The following is a 26,022-nucleotide window of genomic DNA, read 5'->3' as shown; positions in this document are numbered from 1 at the left end:
CCATCCTGCCGCCTCCGCGTTCCCGGGGAAAGGCTTGATCGCCGCTGCGCGCAGGCTAATATTCGACCCTGGCATTGTCGATACACAACCGCATCAAAAACGGTAATACTGAAATGCGCGAGATGGATAGTGACGACGAAAGCGGCCGCTCGTCGAGGCCGAGCGTACGCGAGCTCGAGGTCCTGCACGCGGTAATCACCACGCGCAAGACGACGGCTGCAGCCCAGAGGTTGGGGGTTTCTCAACCTGCGGTGTCGAGGGCCATCGGCGCCCTCGAGGCGCGGCTCGGCCGGAACCTGTTCCTCCGCGACGGCGGGCGCCTCGTGCCGACCGCCGACGCCTTCGCGCTCGACGCCGAGGCCGCCCCGATCTTCGCCGCGCTCGAGCGCCTGTCGGACTGGCCGGACGTGCGCGCCGCGGGCACGGTGCTGCGGATCCTCGCACCGCCGACGATCGCCCACGCCTTCCTCGCCCCGCTCGTCCTGCGCTTCATGCAGGTCGATCCGGACGTGCGCATCCAGATGGAGATCGGCCGCTCGCCGGACGCGGTGAACGCGGTCGCCGACGGCACCGCCGATCTCGGCGTGCTCGACGTCCCGCCGAGCCATTTCGGCGTCCGGGCCGAGCCCTTCCGGCAGTCGGTGGCGCACGTGATGATGCCCGCCGACCATCCGCTGACGCAGAAGGACACGGTCACCCCCGCCGACATCGGCGACACGCCGCTCATCCAGGTGACGCGCCGCTTCTCGGCCCGCGCCAGGCTGGAGCGCGCCTTCTCGGACTACGGTGTCGAGCCGCGCACGATGCTCGAGGCGGGGACGGTGCAGTTCCTCACCGAGATGGTGCGCGGCGGGCTCGGTGTCGCCGTGGTCAACCCGTTCCCGATCGCCTACGTCACCGGCCCAAAGATCGCCTTCCGGCCCTTCACACCGCAGATCGACTACGAATCCTCCTTCCTCTTCCCGGCGGTGGGCGGAAACCTGCCCGTGGCGCGCCGCTTCGTCGACTTCGTGCGCACGGAGCAGACGAGCCTCGTTCCCGCCGCCTGATCCGTCACGCAATCCGTACGACGCGCGTCCGCGCCTGCGGGCGGCGCGAGGAGCATGCCATGCACACCGAGGCCATCGTCGCGCATCTGCGCGATCTCGTCGCATTCGACACGACGAGCCGAAACTCCAACCTTCCGCTGATCGACCACGTCGAGGCCTATCTCGGCCCCCTCGGCTTCACCTGCGAGCGCGTGTTCGACGAGACCGGCACGAAGGCGAATCTCTGGGCGACGATCGGCCCGGCCGACGTGCCCGGCTACGTGCTCTCCGGCCACACCGACGTGGTGCCCGTCGACGGGCAGGACTGGGACACCGACCCCTTCGTGCTCACCGAGAAGGACGGGCGGCTCCACGGCCGCGGCGCCTGCGACATGAAGGGCTTCCTCGCCGCCTGCCTCGCCGCCGCGCCGACGATGGCGCAGGCCCGGCTCGAGCGGCCGATCCATCTCGCCTTCTCCTACGACGAGGAGGTGGGCTGCGTCGGCGCCCGGGGGCTCGTGGCGCGTCTCGCCGACAAGCGCGTGCGCCCGCTCGCCTGCTTCGTCGGCGAGCCGACGACGATGGGCGTCGTGATCGGGCACAAGGGCAAGCGTTCCGTGTCGGTCACGGTGCGCGGCCACACCGTCCATTCCTCGCTCGCGCCGCACGGCGTCAACGCGGTCGAGTTCGCGGCCTTGCTGGTCGCGAAGATCCGCGCGGTGGCGGACCGTTTCGCCGCCGAGGGCGCGCGCGACGCGCTCTACGACGTGCCCTATTCCACCGCCCATGTCGGCGTGCTGCGCGGGGGCACGGCGCTCAACATCGTCTCGGACCGCGCCGAGATCCTGTTCGAGGTCCGCGCGATCGGCGCCGACGATCCCGACGCGGTGCTCGCCGAGATCGAGGCCTACGCCCGCGAGGCGCTCGAGCCGCGCATGACGGCCGTCCGGGACGGCACCGGCTTCTCCTTCACCACCTACGCCGGCTTCCCCGGCCTCGATACCGCGCCCGAGGCGGAAGTCGTGACGCTCGCCAAGCGGCTGGCGGGGAGGAACGAGCATTCCAAGGTCGCCTACGGCACCGAGGCCGGCCTGTTCTCGCAGATCGGCGGCATACCCACCGTGGTGATCGGCCCCGGCGACATCGCCCAGGCGCACCAGGCGAACGAGTGGGTCGCGGCGAGCGAGCTCGCCGCCTGCGGGCGGTTCCTGGGGGAGGTGGTGAAGGAGGCGTCGCGCGGGTGAGGCGGGGGCCGTCGTCCCGGATTGCGAAGCAGGTCCGGGACCCGGAACCGGAGGTGCAATTCGAGCGGCGCGCCAGCGCCGCGGCGGGCATGGCCTCCATCAGCGTCCGTGGACGAACGCGCTCCCGCGCACGCCGAGCAGAACGGCAGTGGATCTGGGCCCCGGGCCCGCTGCGGACCCGGGGGGACGCCGCACGCGAACGCCTCGCTTGACGCGCGCGCCCGGAACGCGTTCCCTCCGACCGCCCCCACCACGAGGACCCCGCCATGCCCCTCTACGCCCTCGACGACATCTCTCCCCAGGTGCCCGGCGAGGGCCGCTACTGGGTCGCGCCGGATGCGCAGGTGATCGGCCGGGTGCGGCTCGGGCGCGATGTCGGGATCTGGTTCGGGGCGGTGCTGCGCGGCGACAACGAGCTCATCGACGTCGGCGAGGGCACGAACATCCAGGAGCACGCCCTGCTCCACACCGATCCCGGTGCGCCGCTGACGCTCGGGCCGCAGTGCACCGTGGGCCACCACGCGATCCTGCACGGCTGCACGATCGGCGAGGCGAGCCTGGTGGGCATGGGCGCGACCGTTCTCAACCATGCCCGGATCGGGAAGAACTGCCTCGTCGGCGCCAACACGCTGATCACCGAGGGCAAGGAGTTTCCCGACAACTCGCTGATCGTCGGCGCGCCGGCGCGGGTGGTGCGCACGCTCGACGAGCCGGCGGCGCTGGCGCTGCGCCAGGCGGCGCAGCGCTATGTCGAGAACTGGCGGCGCTACGCCGCGGGCCTGCGCAGGATCGACTGACGCCGGCGTCGTCGCCTCAGCGGGCGGTCGCCACGGTCGTCGGCGAGGAGACGCCGCCGAGCGAGACCCAGGCGGTGCCCGCCGCGCCCTCGCGCTTGATGTAGGTGTAGCCGGTCTCGCCCCAGGGCTTCACGGCGTCGACCTTGTTGTCGAGGATGATGTCGCCGCGATCCGTGCGGATCGCGAGCACCGCGTGACCCTCGTTGTTCTCGTCGAGGACCACGGTCATGCGCATCGCCCGGCGCGGGATGCCGACCTCGGCGAGGCGCGCGCGCTTGAGGAGCTGGTAGTCCTCGCAGTCGCCGTAGCCGGTCTCCGGGAAGTCCCAGCTGTCGACCACGTTCCACTGCTGCGCGTCGGTCATCGGGCGGACCTCGCGGTTCACCCGCTTGTTGATCGCGACGAGCGTCGACCAGATCCGGGGGGTGAGGACGATCGCCTCCGGCTCGTTCGGATCGATCGTGCACTCGGACGGGTAGGCGTCGCAGAAGCGGTTCCAGGCCGGGACCGGGCGCGCGCCGCCCGTCGTCGCGAGCTGGATCGTCGTCTCGGGGAAGGGGCCGGCGAGGGCCGCGCCGGAGGTCCCGGTGCCGAGCGCTCCGATGCCGAGGCTGCCCGCGGTCGCGACGGCGCCCGCGAACGCGATCTTGCGTGCCGCATGCGCGAGGCGCACGATGATGTCGCGGCCGCCGCCGCCCGCTTTCCCAATCTGCCGCATGACCGTGCCCCACGGATCGTTGTTAAGCTTCTGTTGAGAAGCTGCCACGGGTGGGCTGCGGGCTCAAGAGTCGGAAGACGAAGAGCGACAACGACAGCGCCATGCGTTGGTTCCGCGCAACACTCTGATTTTTCAGGACAAGCTTGGCCGTAGGGCGACGGGCCGGACTCCCTCGAAGGAGAGCGGCGTCGAAAGCGATGAGGGGCCAGCCTCGCGGCTGGCCCCTCGTGCGATCCCGGTCGGGGACGGGGAGGGTGGGGACGTGACCGGGTGTCGCATCCGTCGGAGCGGCGATCCGCGTCCGCGGGCGCCGCTCGCGTTCCGAATCAGTGGCCGCGCGTCAGTTCCCCCGGGCGGTGGCGGTGGGCGAGCGGACGTGGCCGAGCGAGGTCCAGGCGTCGCCGCTCGAGCCTTCGCGCTTGACGTAGACATAGCCGGTGTCGTGCCAGGGCAGGACGGCGTCGCGGACGTTGTCGAGGATGAAGTCGCCCCGGTCCGTGCGCAGCATCAGCACCGCATGGCCCTCGTCGTTCTCGTCGATGACGACCGTCATGCGCATCGCGCGCCGCGGCACGCCGGCCTGGGCGAGGAGGTTGCGCTTGAGGAGCTGGTAGTCCTCGCAATCGCCGAACCCGCCGGTGGGGAAGGTCCAGAGATCCGCGAGCCCGTAGGCCTCCCAGTCCGTCGTCGGCCGCACGGCCGCGTTCACGCGCTGGTTGACCTCCACGATCGTGCGCCAGGTCTCGGCGTCGAGGCGGATCGTTTCCGGCTCGCTGCGGTCGACGGTGCACTCGCCGGGATACGAGCGGCAGAAGTCCGTCCAGCCCTGGATCGGCTGGGCCCGGCCCCAGTCCTGGCTCGCGACGGTGACGGCGGGAAGCGCCTGTGCCGCACCCGAGAGGAGCATCGTGATGCCGGCCAGCGCCGAAGCGAAATGTGTGGTGTTCATGTCGTCTCTCCCTGTCCACGGGAGAGACTGCCGGCGGAAATTCGCCCCGCGCTGAAACGAATACGGACAATTCGAGCGAATCGCCCCGCAACGACCGGGATCGCCGCGCGATTACGGGTCAGGACAAAGATCCTGTTGGCCGATTGCGTCGAATTGCGCGGTTTTCCGCAAGGAAGGCCCGGAACGCGGCCTCAGGCGCGCCGGCGCGCGCCCTCCGCCAGCCAGCCTGCCAGCACGGCGCCGAGCAGCAGCACGACGCCGACGAAGCCGAGGGCCAGCGGCACGACGGAGACGCCGCGCACCACGGCGGCCTCGCTCGGGCGGATGCCGATCCAGTCCGCGCCGGATAGGCGCGCGTCCGAGCGCACCGTCTGGATGCGCGGCACGACGACGGCGCCGGCACCCTCCGCCAGGCGACGCACCGAGCCGCCGGTCTCCGCGACGAGCGGGGCGAGGTGGGCGGTCGACGAGAACACGTCGCGCATCTCGCGCGGGTTCGCCGGGCCGACGCTGACGAAGGCGACGAGCCCGTCGGCGCGCAGCTCGTGCAGGCCGAGCTCCGCGCCGGTCACCCGCGCCCGCCAGAGGCCGGGCGCGCCGGGCTCCAGCCCGACGCGCACGCTCTCGCCGGAGGGGGCGGTGAGCGTGACGGGGGAGGGTGCCTCGCCCATGCTCTGGCGCTCGATCGTGATCGCGCGCCCGTCGGCGGAGGCGCGCAGGGCCTCCTCCTCCAGCGCGGGCTCCTTCATCAGCCAATGCGCCGTGCGGCGCAGGAGGTCGAGATAGGGTCCGCCCTCGCGGAAGCCGCGCGCCCATAGCCAGGCGTGGTCCGACAGGAGGAGCGCCACACGCCCCTCGTCGTAGCGCTCGAGCACCAGGAGCGGGCGCCCGTCGACGCCCGACATCACCGTGTCGCCCGCGTGCACGTCCGCGTCGAGCAGGCGCAGCCACTCGCCCCAGGCGGGCGGCGAGACCTCCGAGCCGTCGAGCCCGCGGGTCACCGGATGGCGTCCGCCCACCGGCGTGATCTCGGCCTTGTAGGGCTCCTCCAGGATCTCGCCGGTCGGCATGCCGGGGATGATCGGCGCGAGCCGGGTGCGGGCGAGCGAGGCGACGGTGGCGAACTCCGGCCCGGCGGCGAAGAGCACCGCCCCGCCGTTCTCGACATAGGCGACGATGTTGTCGAAATAGATCGACGGCAGGATGGACTGGTTGGCGTAGCGGTCGAAGATGATCAGGTCGAACTCGTCGATCTTCTCCTGGAACAGCTCCCGCGTGGGGAAGGCGATCAGCGAGAGCTCGTCGATCGGAGTGCCGTCCTGCTTGTGCGGCGGGCGCAGGATGGTGAAGTGGACGAGATCGACGTTCGCGTCGGACTTGAGCAGGTTCCGCCAAGCCCTTTCCCCTGCGTGAGGTTCTCCCGATACGAGAAGCACCCGCAGGTTCTCGCGGATGCCCTCGACCTCGACGACGGCCCGGTTGTTGGCCCGCGTCAGCTCGTCGTCGAGGGGCTCGACGTCGATCTCGACCACGTTGGCGCCGCCGCGGTCGATCGTCACCGGGACGGTGAAGGCGCGGCCCGTGGGCACGTCGCGGCGCGCCATGATCTCGCCGTCGCGGCGCACGGTGACGACGGCGGAGCCCGTGCCGTTGCGCTCCTCGACCATGGCCTCGATCGTCTGCTTGCGCCCGACGATGCCGAAGCGCGGGGCGCGCACGAGGCGGATCTGGCGGTCGCGCTCGCTCTCCCGGCCGGTGATCAGCGCATGCAGCGGCGCGCGAAAGCCGAGCTGGCCGGCGCCCTCGGGGATGTCGTGGACGACGCCGTCGGTGACCAGAATCACGCCGGCGATCCGGTCCGGCGGCACGTCCGCGAGGCCGTTGGCGAGCGCCCGGAAAAGGAGCGTGCCGTCGTCCCCCGCACCGTCGGTCACCGCGATGAAGCGGGGCACCACGTTCTGCATGGCCGACAGCCGACGATCGAGCTCCTCGCGCACGGCCTGCGTCATCGCCGCGCGCTCGCCGAGGTCCTGCGAGGCGCTCTCGTCGACGACGATGGCGACGACGTCGTCGACCGGCTCGCGCTCCTCCTCGACGAGGGCGGGGTTGGCCAGGGCCAGCACCAGGATCGCCAGCGCGAGCGCCCGCAGGGCGGCCGGTGCGCCGCGGGCGAGCACCGACAGGATGGCGACGACGGCCGCGAGCGCCGCCGCCGCCCACAGGACGGGCTCGGGAACGAGAGGCGAGAAGGAGAGCGTCAGCAAGCGCTTGGGCCTCTCAGTTTCCGAGCCGCTCGAGCAGGGCGGGGACGTGGACCTGGTCCGCCTTGTAGTTCCCCGTGAGCGTGTACATGACGATGTTGACCCCCGCGCGATAGGCCATCTCGCGCTGGCGCGTGCCCGACCCGGTCACCGGATACATCGGCTCGCCGCCGGCGCCGATCGCCCAGGCGGCGGCGAGGTCGTTGCCGGTGATGATGATCGGCGAGACGCCGTCCCCCGATCGGGCGGGGCGCACGACGTCTTCGGCGGCGATGGCGGGCATGGCCTCGACCCAGGTCTCCGACCGGTCGTAGCGGCCGGGCAGCTCGCGCAGGATGTAGAAGGTCTTGGTGATGACGTGGTCCGCCGGCAGCGGCTCCAGCGGCGGGATGTCCAGCGTCGCCAGCATGCGCCGCAGGTAGGCCGTCTCCGGCGTCGGTGCGCCGGAGGGGCGATGGGTGAGCGCGTCGCGGGTGTCGAAGATCACCGTGCCGCCGCTCTTCATGTAGGCGTCCAGGGCGCGGATCGCCTCGGCCGAGGGCAGCGGGCGGTCCGGCGTGATCGGCCAGTAGAGCAACGGGAAGAAGGCGAGCTCGTCACGCCCGGGGTCGACGCCGACCGGGTCGCCGGGCTCGAGCGCCGTGCGCCGGGCGAGCACCCGCGAGAGCCCGTCCAGCCCCGCGCGGCTCGTCTCGTCGATGCGCGCGTCGCCGGTGATCACGTAGGCGAGGCGCGTCTCGAAGGCGCCCTCCAGCACCTCGCGCGAGAGGATCCCGATGTCGTCCGCCGCGCCCTCGGCCCGGGCGGCCTCCGGCGCTGCGAGGGCGCCGAGGGCCCCGAGCACGATCGCCGCCGCGACGCCGGTGCGGCGCGCACGACCCGTCAGGCGTCCGAGATGGCCCCCGAGCCAGAGCGAGGCGAGGCTGTCGATCACGAGGAGCACCAGCGCGGCCGCGAGGAGGGGCGCCCGCAGGTCGACGGTCTCCGCCGGCTCGAGCGGCGCGCGCACGGCGTCGAGCGGGGCGAGGTCGAGCGGCGCCAGCCGATCGTCCGGCAGGAGGGCGTTGATCGCCAGCGCGGCGTCGACCGGGCCGTAGAAGCCCGGTGGATGTGCGGCCTCCGCGCGGCCGGCGAAGGCGCGCGTCACCGGCACGGCGTCGGGCGGGGGCGAGACGAAGGCGCCGAAGCCGTCGAGCACCTGGCGCGGCGCGACCGGCGGCCCGACGTCCTCGCCGCCCTGCGCCCGTGCCGAGGCGGGCGCCGCGGAGAAGGCGATCGTGCGCCGGAGCATGTCGACGAAGAGGCCGGTGAGCGGCAGGTTCGACCAGCTCGCGTCCGCCGTGACGTGGAAGAGCACGAGGAGCCCGTCGCCGCGCCGCTCGGCGGTGACGATGGGCGTGCCGTCCGCGAGCGCCGCCCAGGTGCGCTCCGGCAGGGTGGCGTCGGGCTCCGCCAGGATCTGGCGGCGCACGCCCAGGTCCTCCGGCACGGCGAGGCCCTGGAAGGGGCTCTCGCGGGTGAAGGGCGCGAGCGTGCGCGGCGTGTCCCAGGAGAGCGCGCCGCCGAGCGTGCGCCCGCCGCGGCGCAGGCGCACCGGCACGAGCGCGTCCGAGCCCGCCGAGAGCCGCGGCCCGGCGAAGCGCAGGAGCAGCCCGCCGTCGGCGACGAACTCCTCCACCCGCGCCTCGACCGCGGGCTCGAGCGCGCCGACGTCGGCCAGCACCAGCACCGAGACGCCGTCGTCGAGCATGCGCTCGACGCCCTCCGACGCGCTGCCGCGCGCCTCGAGGATCTCGGCGAAGGGGTCGAGCGCCCGCTCGATGTAGAAGGTCGGCGCGAGCAGCGGCTGGGCCTGGTCGAGGCTCGCGCCCGAGACGATCCCCACGCGCCGGCGCTGCGAGCGCTCGTCGATCAGCGACACCGCCGCCGCCGAGCCCTCGCCGGAGATCTCGACGCGGGCGATGGCGTTGCGCAATTCGATCGGCAGGTCGAAGCGCGCGGTGGTCTCGGTCCCGCCGGGGTCGAAGGCGAAGGGCGTCTCGCCCACCGGCAGGCCGCGCAGGTCGACGGCGCGCAAGACGCCGGCGTCGCGCCCGTTCGGCTCGGCGCGCACCAGCGTCGCGACGAGGCCGGACGCGGTGTTGTCCGTTCCCGCGAGTGCGCGGGCGGGGGCGCGGGCCTCGGCGAAGACGACGATCGAGCGCTCCCCGACCACATCGGCGAGCTCCGCCGCGAAGCCGTCCTCCTCCGGGCCGGCGACGCCGTCGGAGATCCACACGACCTGTGCGTCGGGATGCTCGGCGAGGAAGCCGGCGATCGCGGGGAGGGCGGCGCTCCTGCCGGCGAGATGCGGTGCGGGGCGGATGGCGCGCAGGCGCTCCAGCGCTGCGGCCGGGGCGAGCAGCGGGACCTGCGGCGTCGGCTCGGCCGTCGCGACGATGCCGAGCGAGCGGCCCTCGCGCGCCAGTGCCTCGCCCTGCTCGACGAGGACGCCCGCGCGACGCTCCCAGTCGCCGGCGGCGAGCGCGCCGTTGTCGACGACGAGCAGCACCGGCGCGTCGGCCGCGCCGTCGAGCGCGGGGGGCGGGTTCAGGATGGGGCCGGCGGCGGCGAGGATGAGGGCGGCGGCGATGAGCAGGCGCAAGGCGAGCAGCCACCAGGGGGTCCGTGCCGGCGTCTCGCGGCGCGGCGCGAGGTCGCGGATGATCCTCAAGGGCGGGAAGGCGATCAGCCGCGGCTGCGGCGGCGTCACGCGCAGGAGCAGCCAGATCGCGGGCAGCGCCACGAGGGCGGCGAGGACGAGGGGGGCGGCGAAGCTCATCGTCACGCCGCTCCCGTCAGTCCCTGGCCGGCGCGCGAGGCGCCCACCAGGGTGAGAACCCGGAGCGCCGCCTCGCTCGCGGGCCGGTCCGTGCGGTGCAGCGTCAGCGTCCAGCCGCGGCGCCGGGCGAGGTCGGCGAGCGCGCCGCGATGCTCGGCCAGACGCGTGCGGAAGCCCTCGCCCCAGGCGGCGGCGTCGCCCACCCGCAGCCGTCCGCCGCCCTCGAGATCCTCCAGCACCGCCTGGCCGGCGAAGGGGAAGGTCTCCTCCACGGGATCGGCGATCATCAGGAGGTGCCCGCGCGCACCGCTCGCGGACAGGCTCTCGATGCGCGGCGCGAGCTCGGAGACGGGGGTGAGGAAGTCCGACACGAGGAGCGCCTCGTCCTGTGCCCGCAGCGGCGCCTCCGGCGGCAGGTCGGCCTCGAGCCCGGCGCGGTCGGCGGCGATCGCCTCCGCGAACGTCTCCACGACCCGGCGCGAGGCGCGCGGCGGCAGGAGGCCGATCAGCCCCACCCGCTCGCCGGCCTCCACGAAGGCGTCGGAGAGCGCGAGCCCGAGCACGATGGCGCGCTCGATCTTCGGGCACTGCGCGAGGTCGGACGAGAAGGCCATCGAGGCCGACCGGTCGATCCAGACATAGACGGAGTGCGCCGCCTCCCACTCGCGCTCGCGCACGTAGAGCCGGTCGTCGCGCGCCGAGCGGCGCCAGTCGACCCGACTCGCGGGCTCGCCGGGGTGGAAGGGGCGGAACTGCCAGAAGCTCTCGCCCGGTCCCGCCCGGCGGCGGCCGTGGAGGCCGTGGGCCAGGGTCGCCGAGACGCGCCGCGCCTCCAGCACCAGCCGCGGCAGGCGGTGGGCGAGCGCCAGCGCCGCGTCCGCCTCGGCGCGTCCGGGGTTCCTGATCCGTGGCTCGTGGACCCGCACGCGCGCCATGCGCCGGCCCTCAGCCCGAGGTCCGCGCCGAGAGGCGCTGGACGAGGCGCTTGACGAGGGCGGGGATGGTCTCGCCGTCGGCGCGCGCGGCGAAGGTGAGCGCCATGCGGTGCTTCAGCACGGGCTCCGCCAGCGCGGCGACGTCCTCGACCGAGGGCGACAGCCGTCCCTCGATCAGCGCGCGGGCGCGCACCGCGAACATCAGCGCCTGCGAGGCGCGGGGGCCCGGCCCCCACATCAGCTTGTCGGTGACGGTGGCGTCCCCCTCGCCGGGGCGCGCCGAGCGCACGAGGTCGAGGATCGCCTCCACTACGCTCTCGCCCACGGGCAGGCGCCGGGCGAGGCGCTGGGCGAGCATCAGCTCCTCGCCGGAGAGCACCGGCACCGGCCGCGTCTCGTCCACGCCGGTGGTCTCGATCAGGATGCGCCGCTCGGCGACCCGGTCGGGATAGCCGACGTCGATCTCCAGCAGGAAACGGTCGAGCTGCGCCTCGGGCAGGGGATACGTGCCCTCCTGCTCGATCGGGTTCTGCGTCGCGAGCACGTGGAAGGGCCGCGGCAGGTCGTGGCGCTCGCCGCCCACGGAGACGTGGTGCTCCTGCATCGCCTGCAGCAGCGCGGATTGCGTGCGCGGGCTCGCGCGGTTGATCTCGTCCGCCATCAGCAGCTGCGCGAAGATCGGGCCCTTGATGAAGCGGAAGTGGCGGCGCCGGTCGGCGGTCTCCTCCAGGATCTCGGAGCCGAGGATGTCGGACGGCATCAGGTCGGGCGTGAACTGCACGCGCCGCGCGTCGAGGCCGAGCACCGTGCCCAGCGTGTCGACGAGCTTCGTCTTGGCGAGCCCGGGCACGCCGACGAGGAGGCCGTGCCCGCCGGCGAGGATCGTCACGAGCGCGAGGTCGACGACCTTCTCCTGGCCGAAGATCACCGCGTGGATCGCCTCGCGGGCGCGCGAGAGCGCCGCGAGCGTCGTCTCCGCCGAGCGGGCGATCGCCGCATCGAGATCGGTCGTGTCGGGCGCGGGGGACTGGGACATGCGGCTACCTTCGAAGTTGCGGTCCGGGACCCGGCCGGGACTCGCGGCATCAGTGCGGCGTCGCGCCCCGGCAGGCAAGTCTGGGGCCGATCGCGCCGTCGTGGCAAGCGAGGCGCGCCGCCGCAGCCCGGACATCCACGAACGCGGCGTGGGCCCGCGCGTTCGACAAACGGGGCGCGCGAGGCCATTTCTCCCCTTTCAAGATGGCGCGCGAAGGGCGAGGGTGTGCACCATGGCTGATCACGAGTTCGAGACCGGCGGGCCCGACGCGCTCTCGCGTCTCGTCGCCGCGGCGAAGGGCGGGCGCGGCGCGCCGCCGGTGGAGCGCTGGAACCCGCCCTATTGCGGCGAGATCGACATGCGCATCGCCGCCGACGGCACCTGGTTCTACCAGGGCACGCCGATCGGCCGGCCCGCGCTCGTCAAGCTCTTCGCCTCCGTGCTGCGAAAGGACCCGGAGCGATTCGTGCTCGTCACACCCGTCGAGCGGGTGGGGATCGTGGTCGAGGACGCGCCGTTCCTCGCCGTCGAGATGGCGGTCGAGGGCGCGGGCGAGGCGCGCCGGCTCGCCTTCCGCACCAACGTCGACGACGTGGTGACGGTGGGGGCCGACCACCCGCTCGTGTTCGCCCGCGACGGGCACGGGGGCGCCAAGCCCTACGTCAAGGTCCGCGGTGAGCTCTGGGCGCTCGTCACCCGCGCGCTCGCCTACGATCTCGCCGAGATGGCCGAGCCGCGCACGCTCGACGGCCGGGACGTCTTCGGCATCGCCGCCGGAGGCGGGTTCTGGGAAGTGATGGACGCGGCCGATGCGGGGTGAGCGGGCTCGGACGACGCCTGCGGCCGGCGGCGTGCGCCTCCGCGACGGCCGGACTCGTCGCAGCCCGCCGGCCTGTGGCTGTGGGGCTCCCCCGTGAGGAGGGATCGCGCCCCATGACGGAGGCCGAGCTCCTGGAGCGCGCCCGCGCACGGCTCGCGCCCGAGCCGATCGGCCGGCTCGACGAGGCCCGGGGCGACCACGACCTCAACGCCGGCGTGCCGCGGGCGCGCGACCCCAAGCAGGCGGCCGTTCTGGTCCCGATCGTGCGCCGCCCGGCGGGGCCGACGCTGCTCTTCACGACCCGCTCGAGCCGGCTGCGCGCCCATTCCGGCCAGGTCGCCTTTCCCGGCGGGCGGATCGACGCGGGCGACGCCTCGCCCTGGGAGGCGGCGCTGCGGGAGGCGCGCGAGGAGATCGGCCTCGATGCCCGTTTCGTCGAGCGGCTGGGCTATTCCGACACCTATCTCTCGACCACGGGCTACCTCGTGATCCCGGTGGTCGGCCTCGTCTCGGAAGGCTTCGCGCTGACGCTCAACCCGGCGGAGGTGACGGAGGCGTTCGAGGTGCCGGTGGCTCACGCCTTCGACGAGGAGAACCAGGAGCTGCACGTCCGGGCCTGGAACGGGCGGCTGCGGCGGTACTATGCGATCTCCCACGCGAACCGCTATGTGTGGGGCGTGACGGCGGGCATCCTGCGGCATCTCTACGAGCGGCTGACGCGCGAGCCCGCCCAGGTCAAAAGGCCGGAGGCTCCATGACCCGTGCGCTGTTCCAGCAATTGCTGTTCTTCTTCCTGCCCTTCGCCGCCTTCTTCGTCTACCTGCTGATCCGGCAGCGCAACCCGCTCGCCTTCGAGCATTGGGAGCGCTCGATCCCGCCGCTCGCGATCGCGGGGCTCGTGCTCGTCGTGGCGGCCCTCGTCTACACCGGCGCGGTGGCGCCGCGGGCGACGGGGGTCTACCAGCCGCCGAGCTACCAGGACGGGGTGGTCACGCCGGGTCGCTTCGAATGAGCCTCGACGAGGGCGATCTCCACCATGCGGGCCTCGCCGCGCTGATCTCGGACGCGCGCGTCGCGCGGCTGCTCGCCGCGCTGAACGGGGACGGCGAGGAGACGCGCATCGTCGGCGGGGCGGTGCGCAACGCCCTCGTCGGGCGCCGGGTCCACGAGGTCGACCTCGCCACGACCGCGCATCCCGACGTGACCCGCGCGCGGGCGGAGGCCGCGGGCTTCAAGGTCGTGCCGACCGGGCTCGCCCACGGGACGCTCACCGTCGTGGTGAAGGGCGAGCCGTACGAGGTGACGAGCCTGCGCGAGGACGTCGAGACCTTCGGCCGCCATGCCGTGGTGCGATTCGGGCGGGACTTCGCCGCCGACGCGCTGCGACGAGACTTCACCATCAACGCGCTCTCCCTCGATGCGCAGGGGCGCCTGCACGACTACGCCGGCGGCGCCGCCGATCTCGCCGCCGGGCGCGTGCGCTTCATCGGCGACGCGCGCCGCCGCATCCGCGAGGACTACCTGCGCATCCTGCGCTTCTTCCGCTTCTCGGCGGACTTCTCGCACGGCGATCTCGACGCCGAGGGCCTGCACGCGGCGATCCTGGAGCGCGATGGCGTGGCGATCCTCTCGCGCGAGCGCGTCCGCAACGAGCTGATGCGGCTCCTCGTCGCCCGCCGCGCGGTCGAGATCGTCACGGCGATGGCGCAGACGGGGTTCCTCGGGCGCTTCCTCGGCGGGATCGGGGACGGGGCGCGGCTCGCGCGCGCCGTCGCCGCCGGGCGCGACGCGACCGGCCGGCTCGCCGCGCTCGCCGTCGCCACGGCGGAGGACGCCGCGCGCCTGCGCGAGCGGCTGCGGCTCTCGAACGCCGACGGCGATCGGCTCGACAGCTACGCCCGCCTCGTCGAGCGGCTGCACGATGCCCCCGCGCCCCTCGGCGCGCTCGGCGTGCGCCGGCTCGTCGCCGACCACGCGCCCGTCGCGGTCGCCGACGCGCTCGCCGCGCTCGCGGGCGAGCCCCGGCCGGGGATCGCGCCGGACGCGGCGGCGGCGATCGCCGAGTACGAGGCCGACCCCGTGCGCGTGCCGACGATCCCCCTGCGCGGCCGCGACCTTATCGCCGCGGGCGTTCCCCGAGGTCCCGCGGTCGGCGCGGCGATGGCACGGGCGCGGGCGCGCTGGCTCGCGATCGGCTGCCCGACGCACGAGGGCGCCCGCGCCGACCTGGTCGCGGCGGCGCTGGAGACGGGGCCGTGAGGGCGGCACAGCTCGTGCGGGCCGGCAGCCTCTTCGCGGCGCGGGACGGGACGGCCCATGCGGCGCTCCTCGCGATGAGCGCCGCCTTCGCCACGCTGCCGATGTTCGTCTCGATCGCGCTGGCCTCCCGCTGGCTCGCCAGCCCCGACATCCTGCACGCGGCCGAGCGCGGCCTCTTCGCGCTGTGGCCGAAGCTCATCGCGCGGCCCGTCGCCCAGGCGATCGCCGCCGCCGCGGACGACCTGCCCACCTCGGCGCTCCCGCCGATGGCGCTCGCCTTCCTGCTCCTCGCGGGCAACGCGCTCGAGATCCTGCGCACCGGGCTCGCCCGGTTCTACGCGCCGGCCGCCGGAGGCGGGGGACCCCTGCGCCGACGGCTGCGGGCGATCCTCCTCGTCGCGGCCGGCACGGCGCTCGCCTTCGCGCTCGCGAGCCTCGTCGCGGCGCTGACGGAGCTGCCGCCGACGGCTCCTGCGGTCGAGCCGTCCGAGCCGCCGCCCGGCGCCGGGCCGCTCCTGTTCCTGGGCCAGACGCTCGGCGGGCTCGCGCTCGTCGCGGGCGGGCTCGTCTTCGCGCACACGCGCCTCGTGCGCAGCGACCTCGCGCTTCGCGCCGTGCTGCCCGGAATCGGCGTCTCCGTCGTCGGCTGGATCGCGAGCGTGAACCTCGTCGCGCTCTATCAGGCGCACGTCGCGCCGCCGCAGGCGCTCTACGGCCCCTTCGCCGCCGCCTTCGCGACGCTCCTGTTCTTCTTCGTCGGCGCCTGCGCCGTCCTCTACGGCGCGGCCCTGAACGCGGTCCTCGCCACGCCGTCCGCCGAGGCGCCGGCGAACCGTTAAGCCCTCCATTAACCGCGAGCTGCTAAGACCGTTGATCGGCGAGAGAAAGCTCGCCGCCAGGGGGCGACCGGCGCGTGACGAGGGCGACGAGACAGCGGGAGAGGCCGGCGAGGCGGGCGCATCGCGTCCTCGCCCTCGCGCTCGCGCCGATGATCCTGCTCGCACCGGCCCCCGCGGGCCCGGGTCCCGGGCCGGCGCAGGCGCAGGAGGCGCAGGCGGGCACTACGCCGGTGGCACGGATGCGAGCCGCGCAGGAGCGGACCTGGGGACGCATCCGCCTCGACTTCGACGCGCTCGTGACCGTCGCCGCCCGTGCCGAGAACGGCGTTCTCGTCATCCGCTTCGATCGACCGGTGGAGATCGTCTCCGAGCGCATCGCCGAGGAGATTCCCTCCTACGTCAACCAGGTGCGGCGCGACCCGGACGGGACGGGCCTGCGCATGGCGCTCTCGCAGAACTTCTCGGCGAGCGTGCTGCCCGCGGGCGAGACCGTCTTCGTCGACCTCCTGCCCGAGGCCTGGCGCGGCATGCCGCCGGGGCTGCCAGAGGACGTCGTCGCCGAGCTCGCGCGCCGCGCCGCGGCGGCCGAGGAGCGCTTCGCCGCCGAGCGTTCCGCCCGCCGCGAGGCGATGCCCACGCCGATGCCGGTGCGCGTCGCCGAGCTGCCGGGTCTCACCCGCCTGATTTTCGCGGCGCCCGAGGGCGTTCCCGTCGAGGCGCGCTCGACGGAGGACACGATCACGCTGTTCTTCGACGAGCGCCTCGCGCTGGAGCCGGAGCGCCTGCTGCCCACGATCCCCGGCATCGCCGACGTCGCGGCGGACGATACCGGCGAGGCGCTCTACGTGCGCGTCGAGCTCGACGACGGCTACGTCGCCCGCGGCTTCCGCGAGGAGGAGGGCTTCGTCCTCGACATCGAGCCCCTCGATCCCGCTGCCGGTGGCGTCGCCCCCGTGCGCGCGGCGCTGGGGCTCGTGCCCTTCCTGCCGGCCGAGCAGGGGGAGGCGGCACCAACGGATGCCGCACTTGCGGAGCCGCCCTCGGATGCGCCTTCCTCGGACGCGCCGACCTCCGACGCGCCTCCGTCCGACGAGACGCCCCTCGTCGCCGAGCCGCGCGAGGAGCCGCCGCTTTCGGCGCCCGGGCCCGCACCGGAGCCCGCGCCCGCCCCGGCGGTCGCCCCGGCGCCGACCGCCGCGCCCGCGCCGGCGCCGGTCCGCGACAGGCCCGTCGTCGGTGTCGACGCCGACGGGCTGCGCGTCACCTTCCCCGTCGCCGCGACCGTTCCCGCCGCGGCCTTCACCCGCGCGGGAGTCGTCACGGTGGTCTTCCAGACCCCCGCGACGCTGCCCGAGCCCGACCTTTCGGGCACGGCCGCGGACTTCGCGCGGCTGGAGACGCTCTCGCGCGAGGGACCCTTCGTCACGACGCGCCTGCGCCTGACCGAGCCCCGCGTCGCGCGCCTCACCCCGGAGCAGGGCGGCTGGACGCTGACCATCGGCACGCCGGCGCAGGCCGCGCCCGAGCCGATCGCCGTGCGCACCGTCCTCGACGACACCGGCCGCAGCGGCCTCGCGCTCGATCTCCTCGACGCCAACGGCGTGCACTGGATCGGCCTCGGCGACGGCGGCGAGCGGATCGCCGTCGTCACCGCGCCCGGCCCGGCGCGCAACGTCCCGTCGACCCGGCGCTTCACGGAGCTCGAGCTCCTCCCCACCGCCCACGGCGTCGCCATCGCCGCGATCGCCGACGACGTCGTGGTGCGGGCCGATCTCGACGGGGTGCTGGTGACCAGGGGCGCCGGGCTCTCGATCGCGCTCCCGGAGACGGACGACGGCGGTGCGACGGATGCGCCGCTCGACCTCGTGCTCGACCACGACGCCTGGGTCGAGGCGCAGCGCGGCTCGGCGCAGGCCGACCAGCGCGCGCGCCTGGCGCGGATCGTCGACGCCCCCGTCCCCGAGCGCAGCCGCGAGCGCCTCGCGCTGGCCCGCGCGCTCCTCGCCCACGATCTCGCGGCGGAGGCCTGGGGCACCTACCGCTTCGCGCTGGCCGAGGACCCGGATCTGGCGGCGGACCCGAAGGTGCGCCTGCTCGAGGGCATCCTCGCGGCGATGAACCGGCGCTTCGACGCGGCCGAGGCGGTGCTCACGCAGGACGACGTGATCGACCTGCCCGAGGCGGTGCTCTGGCGCGCCTACGTCGACGCGCAACGCGGGCCGGCGCCCCGGGCCATCGCCGGTTTCGGCCGCGCCGAGCGGGTGCTGAACGCCTATCCCGACGATCTGCAGGGCCGCCTGCGCCTCGCCGCCGCCCGCGCCGGGCTGGCGGAGCGCGACTTCGGCTTCGCGGACGACCAGCTCACCAGCATCGCGCGACTGCACCCGGGCGCCGTTCCCGTCGACGAGGTCGATCTCGTGCGCGCCCGCGTCGATACCGAGACGGGGCGCGTCCAGTTCGCCCTCGCCGAGCTGACGCGGCTCGCGGAGAGCGCCTCGCGGCCGGTCGCGGCGGAGGCCGAGCTCGCCCGCGTGCGCCTGGCGCTCGCCGAGGGCGAGATCGCGGCGAGCGAGGCGATGGAGGCGCTCGAGCGCCTCGCCATCTCCTGGCGCGGCGACGAGATCGAGATCGAGACGAACGGGCTGCTCGGGCGGCTCTACGCCGAGGCCGGGCGCTGGCGCGACGCCTTCTTCACCGCGCACATGGCGAACCTGATCTACCCGGATCATCCCGTCACGCTGAAGCTCCACGAGGAGACGGCCCAGGCGTTCGACGACCTGTTCCTCTCCGGGCGCGGGGCGGATCTCGACGAGGTCGAGGCGGTGGCGCTGTTCTTCGACTTCAAGGAGTTCCTGCCCATCGGCCGGCGCGGCGACGAGATCGTGCGGCGCCTCGCCGACCGGCTCGTCTCGCTCGGGCTGCTCGACAAGGCGGCGGAGCTCCTCACGCACCAGGTCGACAACCGGCTCGAGGGCGCGGGGCGTGCGGCGGTCGCGGCGCGGCTCGCCACGATCCACCTCATCGACGGCCGTCCGGCCGAGGCGCTCTCGACGATCGAGCGCACCCGCATCGCCGAGCTGCCACGGGCGGCACGCCGGGTGCGCAACCTGATCGAGGCGCGCGCGCTCTCCGATCTCTCGCGCACGGATCTCGCGCTCGAGGTGATCGAGGACGAGAGCGGCCCGGAGATCGACCGCCTGCGCGCCGACATCTGGTGGACGGGCCGGCGCTGGCGCGAGGCGGGCGAGGCGCACGAGGCGCTCGCGGGGACGAGCTGGCAGGAGGAGCGCGAGCTCACCGATCGCGAGCGCACCGACGTGATGCGCGCCGCGCTCGCCTACAATCTCGGCCAGGACGCGATCGGGCTCGATCGCCTGAAGGCGAAGTTCGCCGACGCGATGAACGCCTCGCAGGACGCTCCGGGCTTCGCGCACCTCTCCGACCCGGGCGCGATTGCCACGCCCGCCTTCCGCGAGGCGGCACGCACGATCTCCAGCGAGGACACGCTCGCCGACTTCCTCGCCGCGCTGCAGGCGCGCTACCCGGGGGCGGCGCTGCCGGTGGGTCCCATGGTGGAGGCTGGCGCGCCGGATCCGGCGCCGACGGCCGCGCCCGAGGTCCCCGCGCAGCCGGCGACCGAGCCGGTGCCGGTCCCCGGCCCCGAGGTTCCCGGCCCCGAGGCGCGCGCGCCCGACGGGCAGCAGGCGCTCTGAGGCGGACGGCGGGCGCTATCCGCCGCCGTAGCTCTGCACCAGCGAGCCCGCCACCAGGCTCCAGCCGTCCACCAGCACGAAGAAGATCAGCTTGAACGGCAGCGACACCGTGACCGGAGGCAGCATCATCATGCCCACCGACATCAGGATCGAGGCGACCACGAGGTCGATGATCAGGAACGGGACGAAGAGCAGGAAGCCGATCTCGAAAGCGCGGCGCAGCTCCGAGATCATGAAGGCGGGAACGAGCACGTGCAGGCCGAGATCGTCCGGCGTCTGCGGCGCGGCGCCGCCGGAGAGGCCGACGAAGAGCTCGAGGTCGCGCTCGCGCACGTGGGCGAGCATGAAGGTGCGGAACGGCGCGATGCCGCGCTCGAACGCCTCCTCCGGCGCGATCTCGTCGGCGAGCAGCGGCTGGATGCCCTCCTCGTAGGCGACCTGGAAGGTCGGCGCCATCACGAAGGCGGTGAGGAAGAGCGCGAGCGAGACAATCACGCCGTTGGGCGGCGCCGTCTGCGTGCCGATCGCCGAGCGCAGCAGCGACAGCACGACCACGATCCGCGTGAAGGACGTGATCATCACCAGGATGGAGGGCGCCAGCGCCAGGACCGTGATCAGCGCGACGAGCTGGAGCGCCCGCTCGGTGACGCCGTCGCCCTCGCCGAGATCGAGCGTGATCGACTGCGCTGCGGCGGGACCCGCGGCCGCGACGAGGCCGCCGGCGAGGGCCGCCAGCGCGAGCCCGGCCGCCGCGGCCCGCGCGAGGCGGGCGCGACGCGCGGTCGCGTCGAGGTCGAGGCCGGTCATGTCCCTGATTCGCCGATTGCCGCCACGGTTCCGGACGCTGCGCAATCGGTCGCCGCGACGCAAGCGGCGCCGCGGCGAAGGTGCTGGATAAGCTCAGGACTTCTCGTCGCGGCTCGGCGCGCGGCCCAGCAGGCGGGCGAACTCCGCCTCGATCTCCTCGACGGAGAACGGGTCGATGGGCTTCGCCGCGGGGCGTTCCTCCGGGGGAGGGGGCGTGGGCGCGGGGGTCGGCTCCGGCTGCGCGGCGGCGATCGGCTCGTCGGGAGCGGGCTCCTCGAACGGGGGCGCGTCGAAGACGGGGGCCTCGGGCACGGAAGGCTCCTCGTCGACGGGCTCCTCGTCGAGCGGCTGCTCGTCGGCCGGCTCTTCGGCGACCGGCTCCTCGGCGATCGGCTCTTCGGCGGCCGGCTCGTGCGTGGCCGGCTCCTCCGCCGCGATCGTCTCGGGCTCGCTGTCCTGCCACCCGGCCTTCTCGAGGCCGAGCGGCGAGGCGCCGATCTCCTCGGGCGGGGCCTCCTCGGGCGGCATTTCCTCGGGTGGGACATCCTCCGCGGCGACGTCGTCGGCCCGGGCCTCCTCGGACGGCGGCGGCTCGCCGACGGGCTCGTCGAACGCCGCGAACGGCGCGGGCTCGTTGCCGACGGGCGGGACGTCGTCGAAGCGGGCGGCGTCGGCGGCCGGCGCGGTTTCCTGCTCGGGCTGCCGGTCGACGCGCGGCGGCGAGGCGGGCTCGTCGGCGCCGAAGCCAGCGAGCGCGGCGCTCGCGGCGGCGCGCTCCGCCGCCGTGCGGTCCTGCGGCGCCGCGGCGGGACCGGGCGATGCCGCGGGCGAGGAGGCGGGCGGAGGAGGCGTGGGCGCGGCGCCGCCAGCGGGGCGGCGCAGCAGGCTGGCGAAGTCGAACTCGGCGCCGGGCTCGCGGGCGGGCTTGGGGGCCGGCCGGGGCGGCGGCGGGAAGGCGCCGGCGTCCGGTCCCGCCGGACGGCGCGGCTGCGCGCCCGGAGGCAGCGGGCGCTTGAGCGCGTCCTCGAGCTGGCGGGCCATGTCGGAGAGCACCGCGGCGTCCTCCGGCGCGGCGGCGGCGAGGCGCGAGGCGCGCTGGTCGGCCGGATCGACGCTCGGCGTGGGCGGGACCTCGGGCGACGGTGCGGGCTCGGGCGCGTCGTCGGTGACGATCCTGGGCTCGTCCACCCGGGGCTCGAAACGCGCCGCGGACGCGGGAGACTCGTCCTCGATGCGGGGCTCCTGCCCGAAATGCGGCTCGCGACGCGGCGGCGGCTCGGGCGGGATCGTCGGCGTCGCGCGCGAGCGCTGCGGCAGGACCGGCGCGCCGCCGGCGGCCGCCCGCGCCAGGTCCATCAGGCTGCGGCGCGGCGGCGGGACGTCGGGGGCGGGCGCCTCGGGCGCCGCCATCGGCTCGGGAGCCGGACGACGCGGCGTGGGCCGGGGCTCGACGGCCGGCGCTCGCGACGGAGCGGACGGAGCAGCGTGCATCGCCGCCGCCGGCGGGCTCGGGGGCGCCGCGGCCGCCGCTGCGACGGCTTCGGGCGCTACCGTCTCCGGCGCGCGCGCGACGACCGCCGCGTCGGAGACGCCGGCGCCGGGATGGCGCGGCTCCTCCAAGGGCGGTGCGAGATCGGGGAGAGGCGGCGTGATCGGCGACGGCATCGGCGCCGGCTCCGGCGAAGCCTCGGCGGCCGCGGGCGCGTGCGGCACGGGGACCGGCGCAGCCTGAGGCAGCGGCGCGGGCGCCTGGCCGGGCATCGGCATCTGCGTGCCGCCGGGGCGCTGCTGCGGCCTCGGCGGGGCGCGGCCGATGCCGCTCTCCACGACGACGTCGTTGGGCCCGCCGATCAGCAGGAGGTGCTCGACGCCGTCGCGGCGCAGCAGCACGAGCTGGCGCTGCCGGTCGAGGTCGTAGACGTCGACGATGCCGAGCCGCGGCTGCTTCGACCGGCCGGACGCGAGGCCCTGGCCGCCCATTCGCCGGCCCATCAGCCGCGGCGCCAGCCACGCGAACAAGGCGAGCAGCCCCATCACCACGGCGAAGGCGATCAGGTACTGGACGATGGAGGTGTTCTCGAAACCGAGCATGGCAGGTCGTCGCGCTCTCTACTGAACGGCGGCCCGTCGCGTCGCCGCCCGGGTGCGAGATCCCGTCCGGCGGCCTCGATGGGCGCGCGAGTTGTCCGCGCCCGGGAGCGCGGCATGCACCATAACCGTCGCGCGGTTAACACGAAACCACCAGACGGTGGCAGTCCTTTAACGCGCCGTTAACCAACATGCCGGCAAATTTTGCCCAAGGCGGGGCCGGATTCGTCCCATGCCGACATCCCGTCCCGCAGCCTCGGCCGCCGCGCCGCATCCGGAGCGACCCCTTTGACCGCCACCGGCCTGCCTCTCCTCGAGATGCTGAAGACGCGGATGCACTGGCATCAGGCGCGCCAGAAGCTCCTGGCCGAGAACGTTGCGAACGCCGACACGCCGGGCTTCGCGCCCCGCGACGTCGCCGAGCCGCGCTTCGGCCGCGACGGGCGCGGCGTCTCCGCGGCCCTCGCCCCGGCGCGCACGAGCCCGCTGCATCTCGCGGGCGGCGTTGATCCGCGCGTCGCCGCGCAGGTCGACGGCGCGCGCTTCGAGGTGCGCCCGTCCGGCAACGCCGTGAGCCTCGAGGAGGAGATGCTGAAGGTCGCGCAGAACCAGTCCGACTACCAGCTCGCCGCCTCTCTCTACGAGAAGAACCTGGCGATGCTGCGCACGGCCATCGGCCGGCGCTGAGTGAAGGAGCGCGACCATGGACTTCCTCAAGACGATCGCGGTGGCGGCCTCGGGCCTGAAGGCCCAGTCCGGGCGCATGCGCGTCATCGCGGAGAACATCGCCAACGCGGATTCCACCGCGGCCCGCCCCGGCGCCGACCCCTATCGCCGGCGCATCCCCACCTTCGTCGAGAAGCTCGACCGGGAGCTCGGCGTGCGCACCGTCACGCTGGGGCGCGTGCGCGAGGACCAGAGCGAGTTCCGCACCCGCTTCGACCCCGGCCACCCGGCGGCGGACGAGGACGGGCAGGTGAAGCTGCCCAACGTCTCCTCGCTCGTCGAGAGCATGGACATGCGCGAGGCGCAGCGCAGCTACGAGGCGAACCTCAACCTCGTCAACGCCACGCGCCGGATGCTGTCCCGCACGATCGAGATCCTGCGCGCCTGAGACGCCGAAGCGAGAGGTAACGCATCATGGCCACGAACATGTTCGCCGCCAACGCCTACGCCTCGATCCAGGGGCTCGCGCCGGGCCTCGGGCAGGGCGGCGCCGTCGGCCGCATCGGCGGCGCCGCGGGCGCCGAGCGCCCGGACTTCGCCGCCCTCCTCCAGGGCGCCGTCGGCTCCGTCGCCGAGGCCGGCCGCGCCGCGGAGGCGCAGGCGAGCGCCGCGGCCGCCGGCCGCGCGGACGTCGTCGACGTCGTCACGGCCGTGGCCGAGAGCGAGGCCGCGCTCAACACGCTGGTCGCCGTGCGCGACCGCGTGATCCAGGCCTACGAAGAGATCATGCGCATGCCGATCTGACGGCGGCGCCAGCACCGAAAGCGTACCCCATGACCGGCATGGCCATCCTCGACATCGCCCGCGACGGCATCATGACCTTCTTCAAGGTCGGGGCGCCGGTGATGCTGGTCGCGCTCGCCGTGGGCGTCGCGATCTCGCTCCTCCAGGCGCTCACCCAGCTCCAGGAGCAGACGCTCGTCTTCGTGCCCAAGATCATCGCCGTGTTCGTCTCGCTGCTGATCATGCTCCCCCTCATGAGCGACGCGCTCGCGGGCTACATGTCCCGCGTCGCCGAGCGCATCGTCGCGGGCGGGTGAGGTGCCCGCGGTCGCGTCCGCGACGAGTGCGGCCGGACCGCGCGCGCGGCGCGCGAATCTCGTATCGTGCCCGCCCATGGAGCTCCTCTCGCCCGCCGTCGCGACGACCTTCCTCCTCGCCTTCGCGCGGGTGGGTACGCTCGTCATGCTGCTGCCCGGGCTCGGCGAGCAGCTGATCTCGCCGCGCGTGCGCCTCGCCTTCGCGGTGCTGCTGACGATCGTCGTCTATCCCGCCGTCCGCCCGCTGGTGGAGCCCGCCGGCGGCATCGCCGGGCCGGCGACGCTGTCGCTCCTGTTCGGGGAGATCCTGGTCGGGCTCGTGCTGGGCCTCGCCGTGCGCATGGTCGTCGGCGCGCTGCAGACGGCGGGCACCATCATCGCCCAGCAGATGGGGCTGGGCTTCGCCATGACGGTCGATCCCTCCCTCGGCGGCCAGCAGACGGCGATCGCGAACTTCCTCACGCTGCTCGCCATCACGCTGATCTTCGTCACCGACCTCCACCACCTCGCCATCGCCGCCGTGCGCGCGAGCTACGACATGCTCCCGCCGGGAGGCCTGCCGGAGAGCGGGGACGTCGCGCGGCTCGGCATCCAGGCGGTGGGGCGCGGCTTCGCGCTCGCGGTGCAGATCTCCGCGCCGTTCATCGTCTTCGCGATCCTGTTCAACCTCGGGCTCGGCGTGCTCTCGCGCATGATGCCGCAGCTCCAGGTCTTCTTCCTCGCGCTGCCGGCGACCATCCTCGGCGGCTTCATCGTGCTCGCGATCGTGGTCGGCGTGATGATGAGCGTGTTCCTCGAGAACCTGCGCGCCTTCCTCTCCACCATCTCCGGCCTCTAGAGGGGAGAGCGGCATGGCGGACCAGGACACCGAGAACGACGATCGCACGGAAGAGCCGACCGCCCGAAAGCTCGAGCAGGCGATCGACAAGGGCGACGTCGCCAAGAGCCAGGAGATCACGACCTTCTTCGTGCTCGGCGGCTTCACCCTCGCGGCGCTGCTCGTCTCCGGCTTCAGCGCCGAGCGCATCTCGATCGGCATCACGGGCTTCCTCGCGAACGCCCACCAGGTGACCGACGGCGCGGGGCACCTCGCGGTGATGCGCGACGCGATCGTCACCGTGCTGATCGCGCTCGCCGCCCCCTTCGCGATCTTCATCGTCGCGGGGCTCGTCGGCGGCGGCATGCAGCACCGCCTGCTGTGGACCGTCGAGCCGCTGACGCCCAAGCTCGACCGCATCAGCCCCATCGCCGGCTTCAAGCGCGTCTTCGGCATGGAGGCGCTCGTCAACTTCGCCAAGGGCCTGCTCAAGCTCGCGATCATCGGCACGCTCGTGGCGGTCATCCTGTGGGGCGAGCGCGCGCGGGTCGACACGCTGGTGCAGGAGGACCCGACGCTGCTCTTCGTGGAGGTGAAGGACCTCTCCGTGAAGCTGCTCGGTGGCGTGCTGGCGCTGTTCTTCTTCGTCGCGGTGGGCGACTTCCTCTACCAGCGCTTCTCCTGGATGAAGCGCCAGCGCATGACCCGGCGCGAGGTGAAGGAGGAGTTCAAGCAGTCGGAAGGCTCGCCCGAGGTGAAGGCGCGCCGGCGACAGCTGCGCATCGAGCGCGCCCGCCGGCGGATGATGGCCGCTGTGCCGCAGGCGACGGTGATCGTCACCAACCCGACGCACTACGCCGTCGCGCTGAAGTACGAGAAGGGCATGCCCGCGCCGATCTGCGTCGCCAAGGGTGTCGACGCGCTGGCGCTGCGCATCCGCGAGAAGGCCCGCGAGCACGACGTGCCCATCGTCGAGAACCCGCCGCTGGCGCGCGCGCTGCACGCGACCGTCGAAATCGACCGGGAGATCCCGGTGGAACACTACTCCGCCGTCGCCGAGGTCATCGGTTACGTCTTGCGGCTCAGGCGCCGTCGGGCATAACCGCTCGAGCGACGAGAACAGG

The 26,022-nt window shown here is 74.0% G+C and carries 23 protein-coding genes; 15 read left to right on the top strand and 8 right to left on the bottom strand.

From position 1 onward, the window contains the following. The first annotated feature begins 113 nt into the window (after nucleotides 1-113). The 3 genes from G407_RS0101470 (at nucleotide 114) to G407_RS0101460 (ending at nucleotide 3,069) form a co-directional block, all read left to right on the top strand. Nucleotides 114-1,049: a LysR substrate-binding domain-containing protein gene (locus tag G407_RS0101470; RefSeq protein WP_084327163.1), complete on the top strand. Its 936-nt coding sequence runs from the start codon at nucleotides 114-116 to the stop codon at nucleotides 1,047-1,049. 59 nt (nucleotides 1,050-1,108) lie between these two features. Continuing rightward, complete coding sequence (gene argE / locus G407_RS0101465) at nucleotides 1,109-2,272, top strand: acetylornithine deacetylase (RefSeq protein ID WP_029029384.1); 1,164 nt, start codon at nucleotides 1,109-1,111, stop codon at nucleotides 2,270-2,272. A gap of 266 nt (nucleotides 2,273-2,538) precedes the next feature. Beyond that, nucleotides 2,539-3,069 (top strand): gamma carbonic anhydrase family protein, encoded by a 531-nt coding sequence (locus G407_RS0101460; protein WP_029029383.1) that lies wholly within the window; start codon nucleotides 2,539-2,541, stop codon nucleotides 3,067-3,069. A gap of 16 nt (nucleotides 3,070-3,085) precedes the next feature. Here the strand turns inward: G407_RS0101460 and G407_RS0101455 are convergent, their stop codons facing one another. From G407_RS0101455 to G407_RS0101430, 6 genes are all read right to left on the bottom strand, one after another. Then, on the bottom strand, nucleotides 3,086-3,787 hold the full coding sequence (locus G407_RS0101455) for a transglutaminase-like cysteine peptidase (RefSeq protein ID WP_084327161.1): 702 nt from the start codon (nucleotides 3,785-3,787) through the stop codon (nucleotides 3,086-3,088). Between the two features lie 340 nt (nucleotides 3,788-4,127). After that, nucleotides 4,128-4,736 carry a transglutaminase-like cysteine peptidase gene (locus G407_RS0101450; protein WP_029029381.1) on the bottom strand — a complete coding sequence of 203 codons (609 nt, stop codon included), beginning with the start codon at nucleotides 4,734-4,736 and terminating at the stop codon, nucleotides 4,128-4,130. 191 nt (nucleotides 4,737-4,927) lie between these two features. After that, the gene (locus G407_RS0101445) at nucleotides 4,928-7,000 is read right to left on the bottom strand and encodes a membrane protein (protein WP_029029380.1); all 2,073 of its coding nucleotides are present in this window, start codon (nucleotides 6,998-7,000) and stop codon (nucleotides 4,928-4,930) included. 13 nt (nucleotides 7,001-7,013) lie between these two features. Further along, complete coding sequence (locus tag G407_RS0101440; protein ID WP_043538626.1) at nucleotides 7,014-9,818, bottom strand: DUF4159 domain-containing protein; 2,805 nt, start codon at nucleotides 9,816-9,818, stop codon at nucleotides 7,014-7,016. Nucleotides 9,819-9,820: 2 nt separating this feature from the next. Next, complete coding sequence (locus G407_RS0101435) at nucleotides 9,821-10,753, bottom strand: DUF58 domain-containing protein (protein ID WP_029029378.1); 933 nt, start codon at nucleotides 10,751-10,753, stop codon at nucleotides 9,821-9,823. A 10-nt stretch (nucleotides 10,754-10,763) separates the two neighbouring features. Beyond that, a complete protein-coding gene (locus G407_RS0101430; RefSeq protein WP_029029377.1) occupies nucleotides 10,764-11,789 on the bottom strand; it encodes an AAA family ATPase in 1,026 nt (341 codons plus the stop codon). Nucleotides 11,790-12,021: 232 nt separating this feature from the next. On the opposite strand from G407_RS0101430, the gene G407_RS0101425 reads away from it, so the two are divergent. From G407_RS0101425 to G407_RS25075, 6 genes are all read left to right on the top strand, one after another. Continuing rightward, nucleotides 12,022-12,609, top strand: a complete 588-nt coding sequence (locus G407_RS0101425; RefSeq protein WP_029029376.1) for a DUF1285 domain-containing protein — start codon at nucleotides 12,022-12,024, stop codon at nucleotides 12,607-12,609. 113 nt (nucleotides 12,610-12,722) lie between these two features. Continuing rightward, nucleotides 12,723-13,367, top strand: a complete 645-nt coding sequence (locus G407_RS0101420) for a CoA pyrophosphatase (protein WP_029029375.1) — start codon at nucleotides 12,723-12,725, stop codon at nucleotides 13,365-13,367. Beyond that, nucleotides 13,364-13,621: a DUF6111 family protein gene (locus tag G407_RS0101415; RefSeq protein WP_029029374.1), complete on the top strand. Its 258-nt coding sequence runs from the start codon at nucleotides 13,364-13,366 to the stop codon at nucleotides 13,619-13,621. Before G407_RS0101420 ends, G407_RS0101415 begins: the two co-directional genes overlap by 4 nt. Next, nucleotides 13,618-14,868, top strand: a complete 1,251-nt coding sequence (locus tag G407_RS0101410) for a CCA tRNA nucleotidyltransferase (protein WP_029029373.1) — start codon at nucleotides 13,618-13,620, stop codon at nucleotides 14,866-14,868. Before G407_RS0101415 ends, G407_RS0101410 begins: the two co-directional genes overlap by 4 nt. Beyond that, on the top strand, nucleotides 14,865-15,707 hold the full coding sequence (locus G407_RS0101405) for a YihY/virulence factor BrkB family protein (RefSeq protein WP_029029372.1): 843 nt from the start codon (nucleotides 14,865-14,867) through the stop codon (nucleotides 15,705-15,707). The genes G407_RS0101410 and G407_RS0101405 overlap by 4 nt, the downstream gene beginning before the upstream one ends. Before the next feature lie 74 nt (nucleotides 15,708-15,781). After that, nucleotides 15,782-19,420 (top strand): hypothetical protein, encoded by a 3,639-nt coding sequence (locus G407_RS25075; protein WP_052340809.1) that lies wholly within the window; start codon nucleotides 15,782-15,784, stop codon nucleotides 19,418-19,420. A gap of 15 nt (nucleotides 19,421-19,435) precedes the next feature. Here the strand turns inward: G407_RS25075 and fliP are convergent, their stop codons facing one another. Then, the gene (fliP, locus tag G407_RS0101395) at nucleotides 19,436-20,227 is read right to left on the bottom strand and encodes a flagellar type III secretion system pore protein FliP (protein ID WP_029029371.1); all 792 of its coding nucleotides are present in this window, start codon (nucleotides 20,225-20,227) and stop codon (nucleotides 19,436-19,438) included. A gap of 93 nt (nucleotides 20,228-20,320) precedes the next feature. After that, nucleotides 20,321-22,318: a flagellar biosynthetic protein FliO gene (locus G407_RS0101390; RefSeq protein WP_029029370.1), complete on the bottom strand. Its 1,998-nt coding sequence runs from the start codon at nucleotides 22,316-22,318 to the stop codon at nucleotides 20,321-20,323. Nucleotides 22,319-22,603: 285 nt separating this feature from the next. On the opposite strand from G407_RS0101390, the gene flgB reads away from it, so the two are divergent. The 6 genes from flgB to flhB all read left to right on the top strand — a co-directional run bounded on the left by flgB (nucleotide 22,604) and on the right by flhB (nucleotide 26,000). Then, the gene (flgB, locus tag G407_RS0101385) at nucleotides 22,604-23,002 is read left to right on the top strand and encodes a flagellar basal body rod protein FlgB (protein WP_029029369.1); all 399 of its coding nucleotides are present in this window, start codon (nucleotides 22,604-22,606) and stop codon (nucleotides 23,000-23,002) included. A 16-nt stretch (nucleotides 23,003-23,018) separates the two neighbouring features. Then, nucleotides 23,019-23,429 carry a flagellar basal body rod protein FlgC gene (gene flgC / locus G407_RS0101380; RefSeq protein WP_029029368.1) on the top strand — a complete coding sequence of 137 codons (411 nt, stop codon included), beginning with the start codon at nucleotides 23,019-23,021 and terminating at the stop codon, nucleotides 23,427-23,429. A 26-nt stretch (nucleotides 23,430-23,455) separates the two neighbouring features. Beyond that, nucleotides 23,456-23,785, top strand: coding sequence for a flagellar hook-basal body complex protein FliE (gene fliE / locus G407_RS0101375; RefSeq protein WP_029029367.1), 330 nt, complete (start codon nucleotides 23,456-23,458; stop codon nucleotides 23,783-23,785). 29 nt (nucleotides 23,786-23,814) lie between these two features. Then, nucleotides 23,815-24,081 (top strand): flagellar biosynthetic protein FliQ, encoded by a 267-nt coding sequence (locus G407_RS0101370; protein ID WP_029029366.1) that lies wholly within the window; start codon nucleotides 23,815-23,817, stop codon nucleotides 24,079-24,081. Nucleotides 24,082-24,157: 76 nt separating this feature from the next. Next, complete coding sequence (gene fliR, locus G407_RS0101365; RefSeq protein WP_029029365.1) at nucleotides 24,158-24,919, top strand: flagellar biosynthetic protein FliR; 762 nt, start codon at nucleotides 24,158-24,160, stop codon at nucleotides 24,917-24,919. A 13-nt stretch (nucleotides 24,920-24,932) separates the two neighbouring features. Then, complete coding sequence (gene flhB, locus G407_RS0101360) at nucleotides 24,933-26,000, top strand: flagellar biosynthesis protein FlhB (protein ID WP_029029364.1); 1,068 nt, start codon at nucleotides 24,933-24,935, stop codon at nucleotides 25,998-26,000. Nucleotides 26,001-26,022 lie beyond the last annotated feature (22 nt).

Source organism: Salinarimonas rosea DSM 21201 (assembly GCF_000429045.1).
In the GTDB taxonomy this organism is placed as follows: Bacteria; Pseudomonadota; Alphaproteobacteria; order Rhizobiales; family Beijerinckiaceae; genus Salinarimonas; species Salinarimonas rosea.
This window is presented reverse-complemented; position numbering and strand designations above follow the sequence as displayed.

What these genes read in the sequence shown, in the direction of transcription:
- G407_RS0101470 (WP_084327163.1), top strand. Translation starts at nt 114, where the DNA reads ATGCGCGAGATGGATAGTGACGACGAAAGCGGCCGCTCGTCGAGGCCG.
- argE (WP_029029384.1), top strand. Translation starts at nt 1,109, where the DNA reads ATGCACACCGAGGCCATCGTCGCGCATCTGCGCGATCTCGTCGCATTC.
- G407_RS0101460 (WP_029029383.1), top strand. Translation starts at nt 2,539, where the DNA reads ATGCCCCTCTACGCCCTCGACGACATCTCTCCCCAGGTGCCCGGCGAG.
- G407_RS0101455 (WP_084327161.1), bottom strand. Translation starts at nt 3,787, where the DNA reads ATGCGGCAGATTGGGAAAGCGGGCGGCGGCGGCCGCGACATCATCGTG.
- G407_RS0101450 (WP_029029381.1), bottom strand. Translation starts at nt 4,736, where the DNA reads ATGAACACCACACATTTCGCTTCGGCGCTGGCCGGCATCACGATGCTC.
- G407_RS0101440 (WP_043538626.1), bottom strand. Translation starts at nt 9,818, where the DNA reads ATGAGCTTCGCCGCCCCCCTCGTCCTCGCCGCCCTCGTGGCGCTGCCC.
- G407_RS0101435 (WP_029029378.1), bottom strand. Translation starts at nt 10,753, where the DNA reads ATGGCGCGCGTGCGGGTCCACGAGCCACGGATCAGGAACCCCGGACGC.
- G407_RS0101430 (WP_029029377.1), bottom strand. Translation starts at nt 11,789, where the DNA reads ATGTCCCAGTCCCCCGCGCCCGACACGACCGATCTCGATGCGGCGATC.
- G407_RS0101425 (WP_029029376.1), top strand. Translation starts at nt 12,022, where the DNA reads ATGGCTGATCACGAGTTCGAGACCGGCGGGCCCGACGCGCTCTCGCGT.
- G407_RS0101420 (WP_029029375.1), top strand. Translation starts at nt 12,723, where the DNA reads ATGACGGAGGCCGAGCTCCTGGAGCGCGCCCGCGCACGGCTCGCGCCC.
- G407_RS0101415 (WP_029029374.1), top strand. Translation starts at nt 13,364, where the DNA reads ATGACCCGTGCGCTGTTCCAGCAATTGCTGTTCTTCTTCCTGCCCTTC.
- G407_RS0101410 (WP_029029373.1), top strand. Translation starts at nt 13,618, where the DNA reads ATGAGCCTCGACGAGGGCGATCTCCACCATGCGGGCCTCGCCGCGCTG.
- fliP (WP_029029371.1), bottom strand. Translation starts at nt 20,227, where the DNA reads ATGACCGGCCTCGACCTCGACGCGACCGCGCGTCGCGCCCGCCTCGCG.
- G407_RS0101390 (WP_029029370.1), bottom strand. Translation starts at nt 22,318, where the DNA reads ATGCTCGGTTTCGAGAACACCTCCATCGTCCAGTACCTGATCGCCTTC.
- flgC (WP_029029368.1), top strand. Translation starts at nt 23,019, where the DNA reads ATGGACTTCCTCAAGACGATCGCGGTGGCGGCCTCGGGCCTGAAGGCC.
- fliE (WP_029029367.1), top strand. Translation starts at nt 23,456, where the DNA reads ATGGCCACGAACATGTTCGCCGCCAACGCCTACGCCTCGATCCAGGGG.
- G407_RS0101370 (WP_029029366.1), top strand. Translation starts at nt 23,815, where the DNA reads ATGACCGGCATGGCCATCCTCGACATCGCCCGCGACGGCATCATGACC.
- fliR (WP_029029365.1), top strand. Translation starts at nt 24,158, where the DNA reads ATGGAGCTCCTCTCGCCCGCCGTCGCGACGACCTTCCTCCTCGCCTTC.
- flhB (WP_029029364.1), top strand. Translation starts at nt 24,933, where the DNA reads ATGGCGGACCAGGACACCGAGAACGACGATCGCACGGAAGAGCCGACC.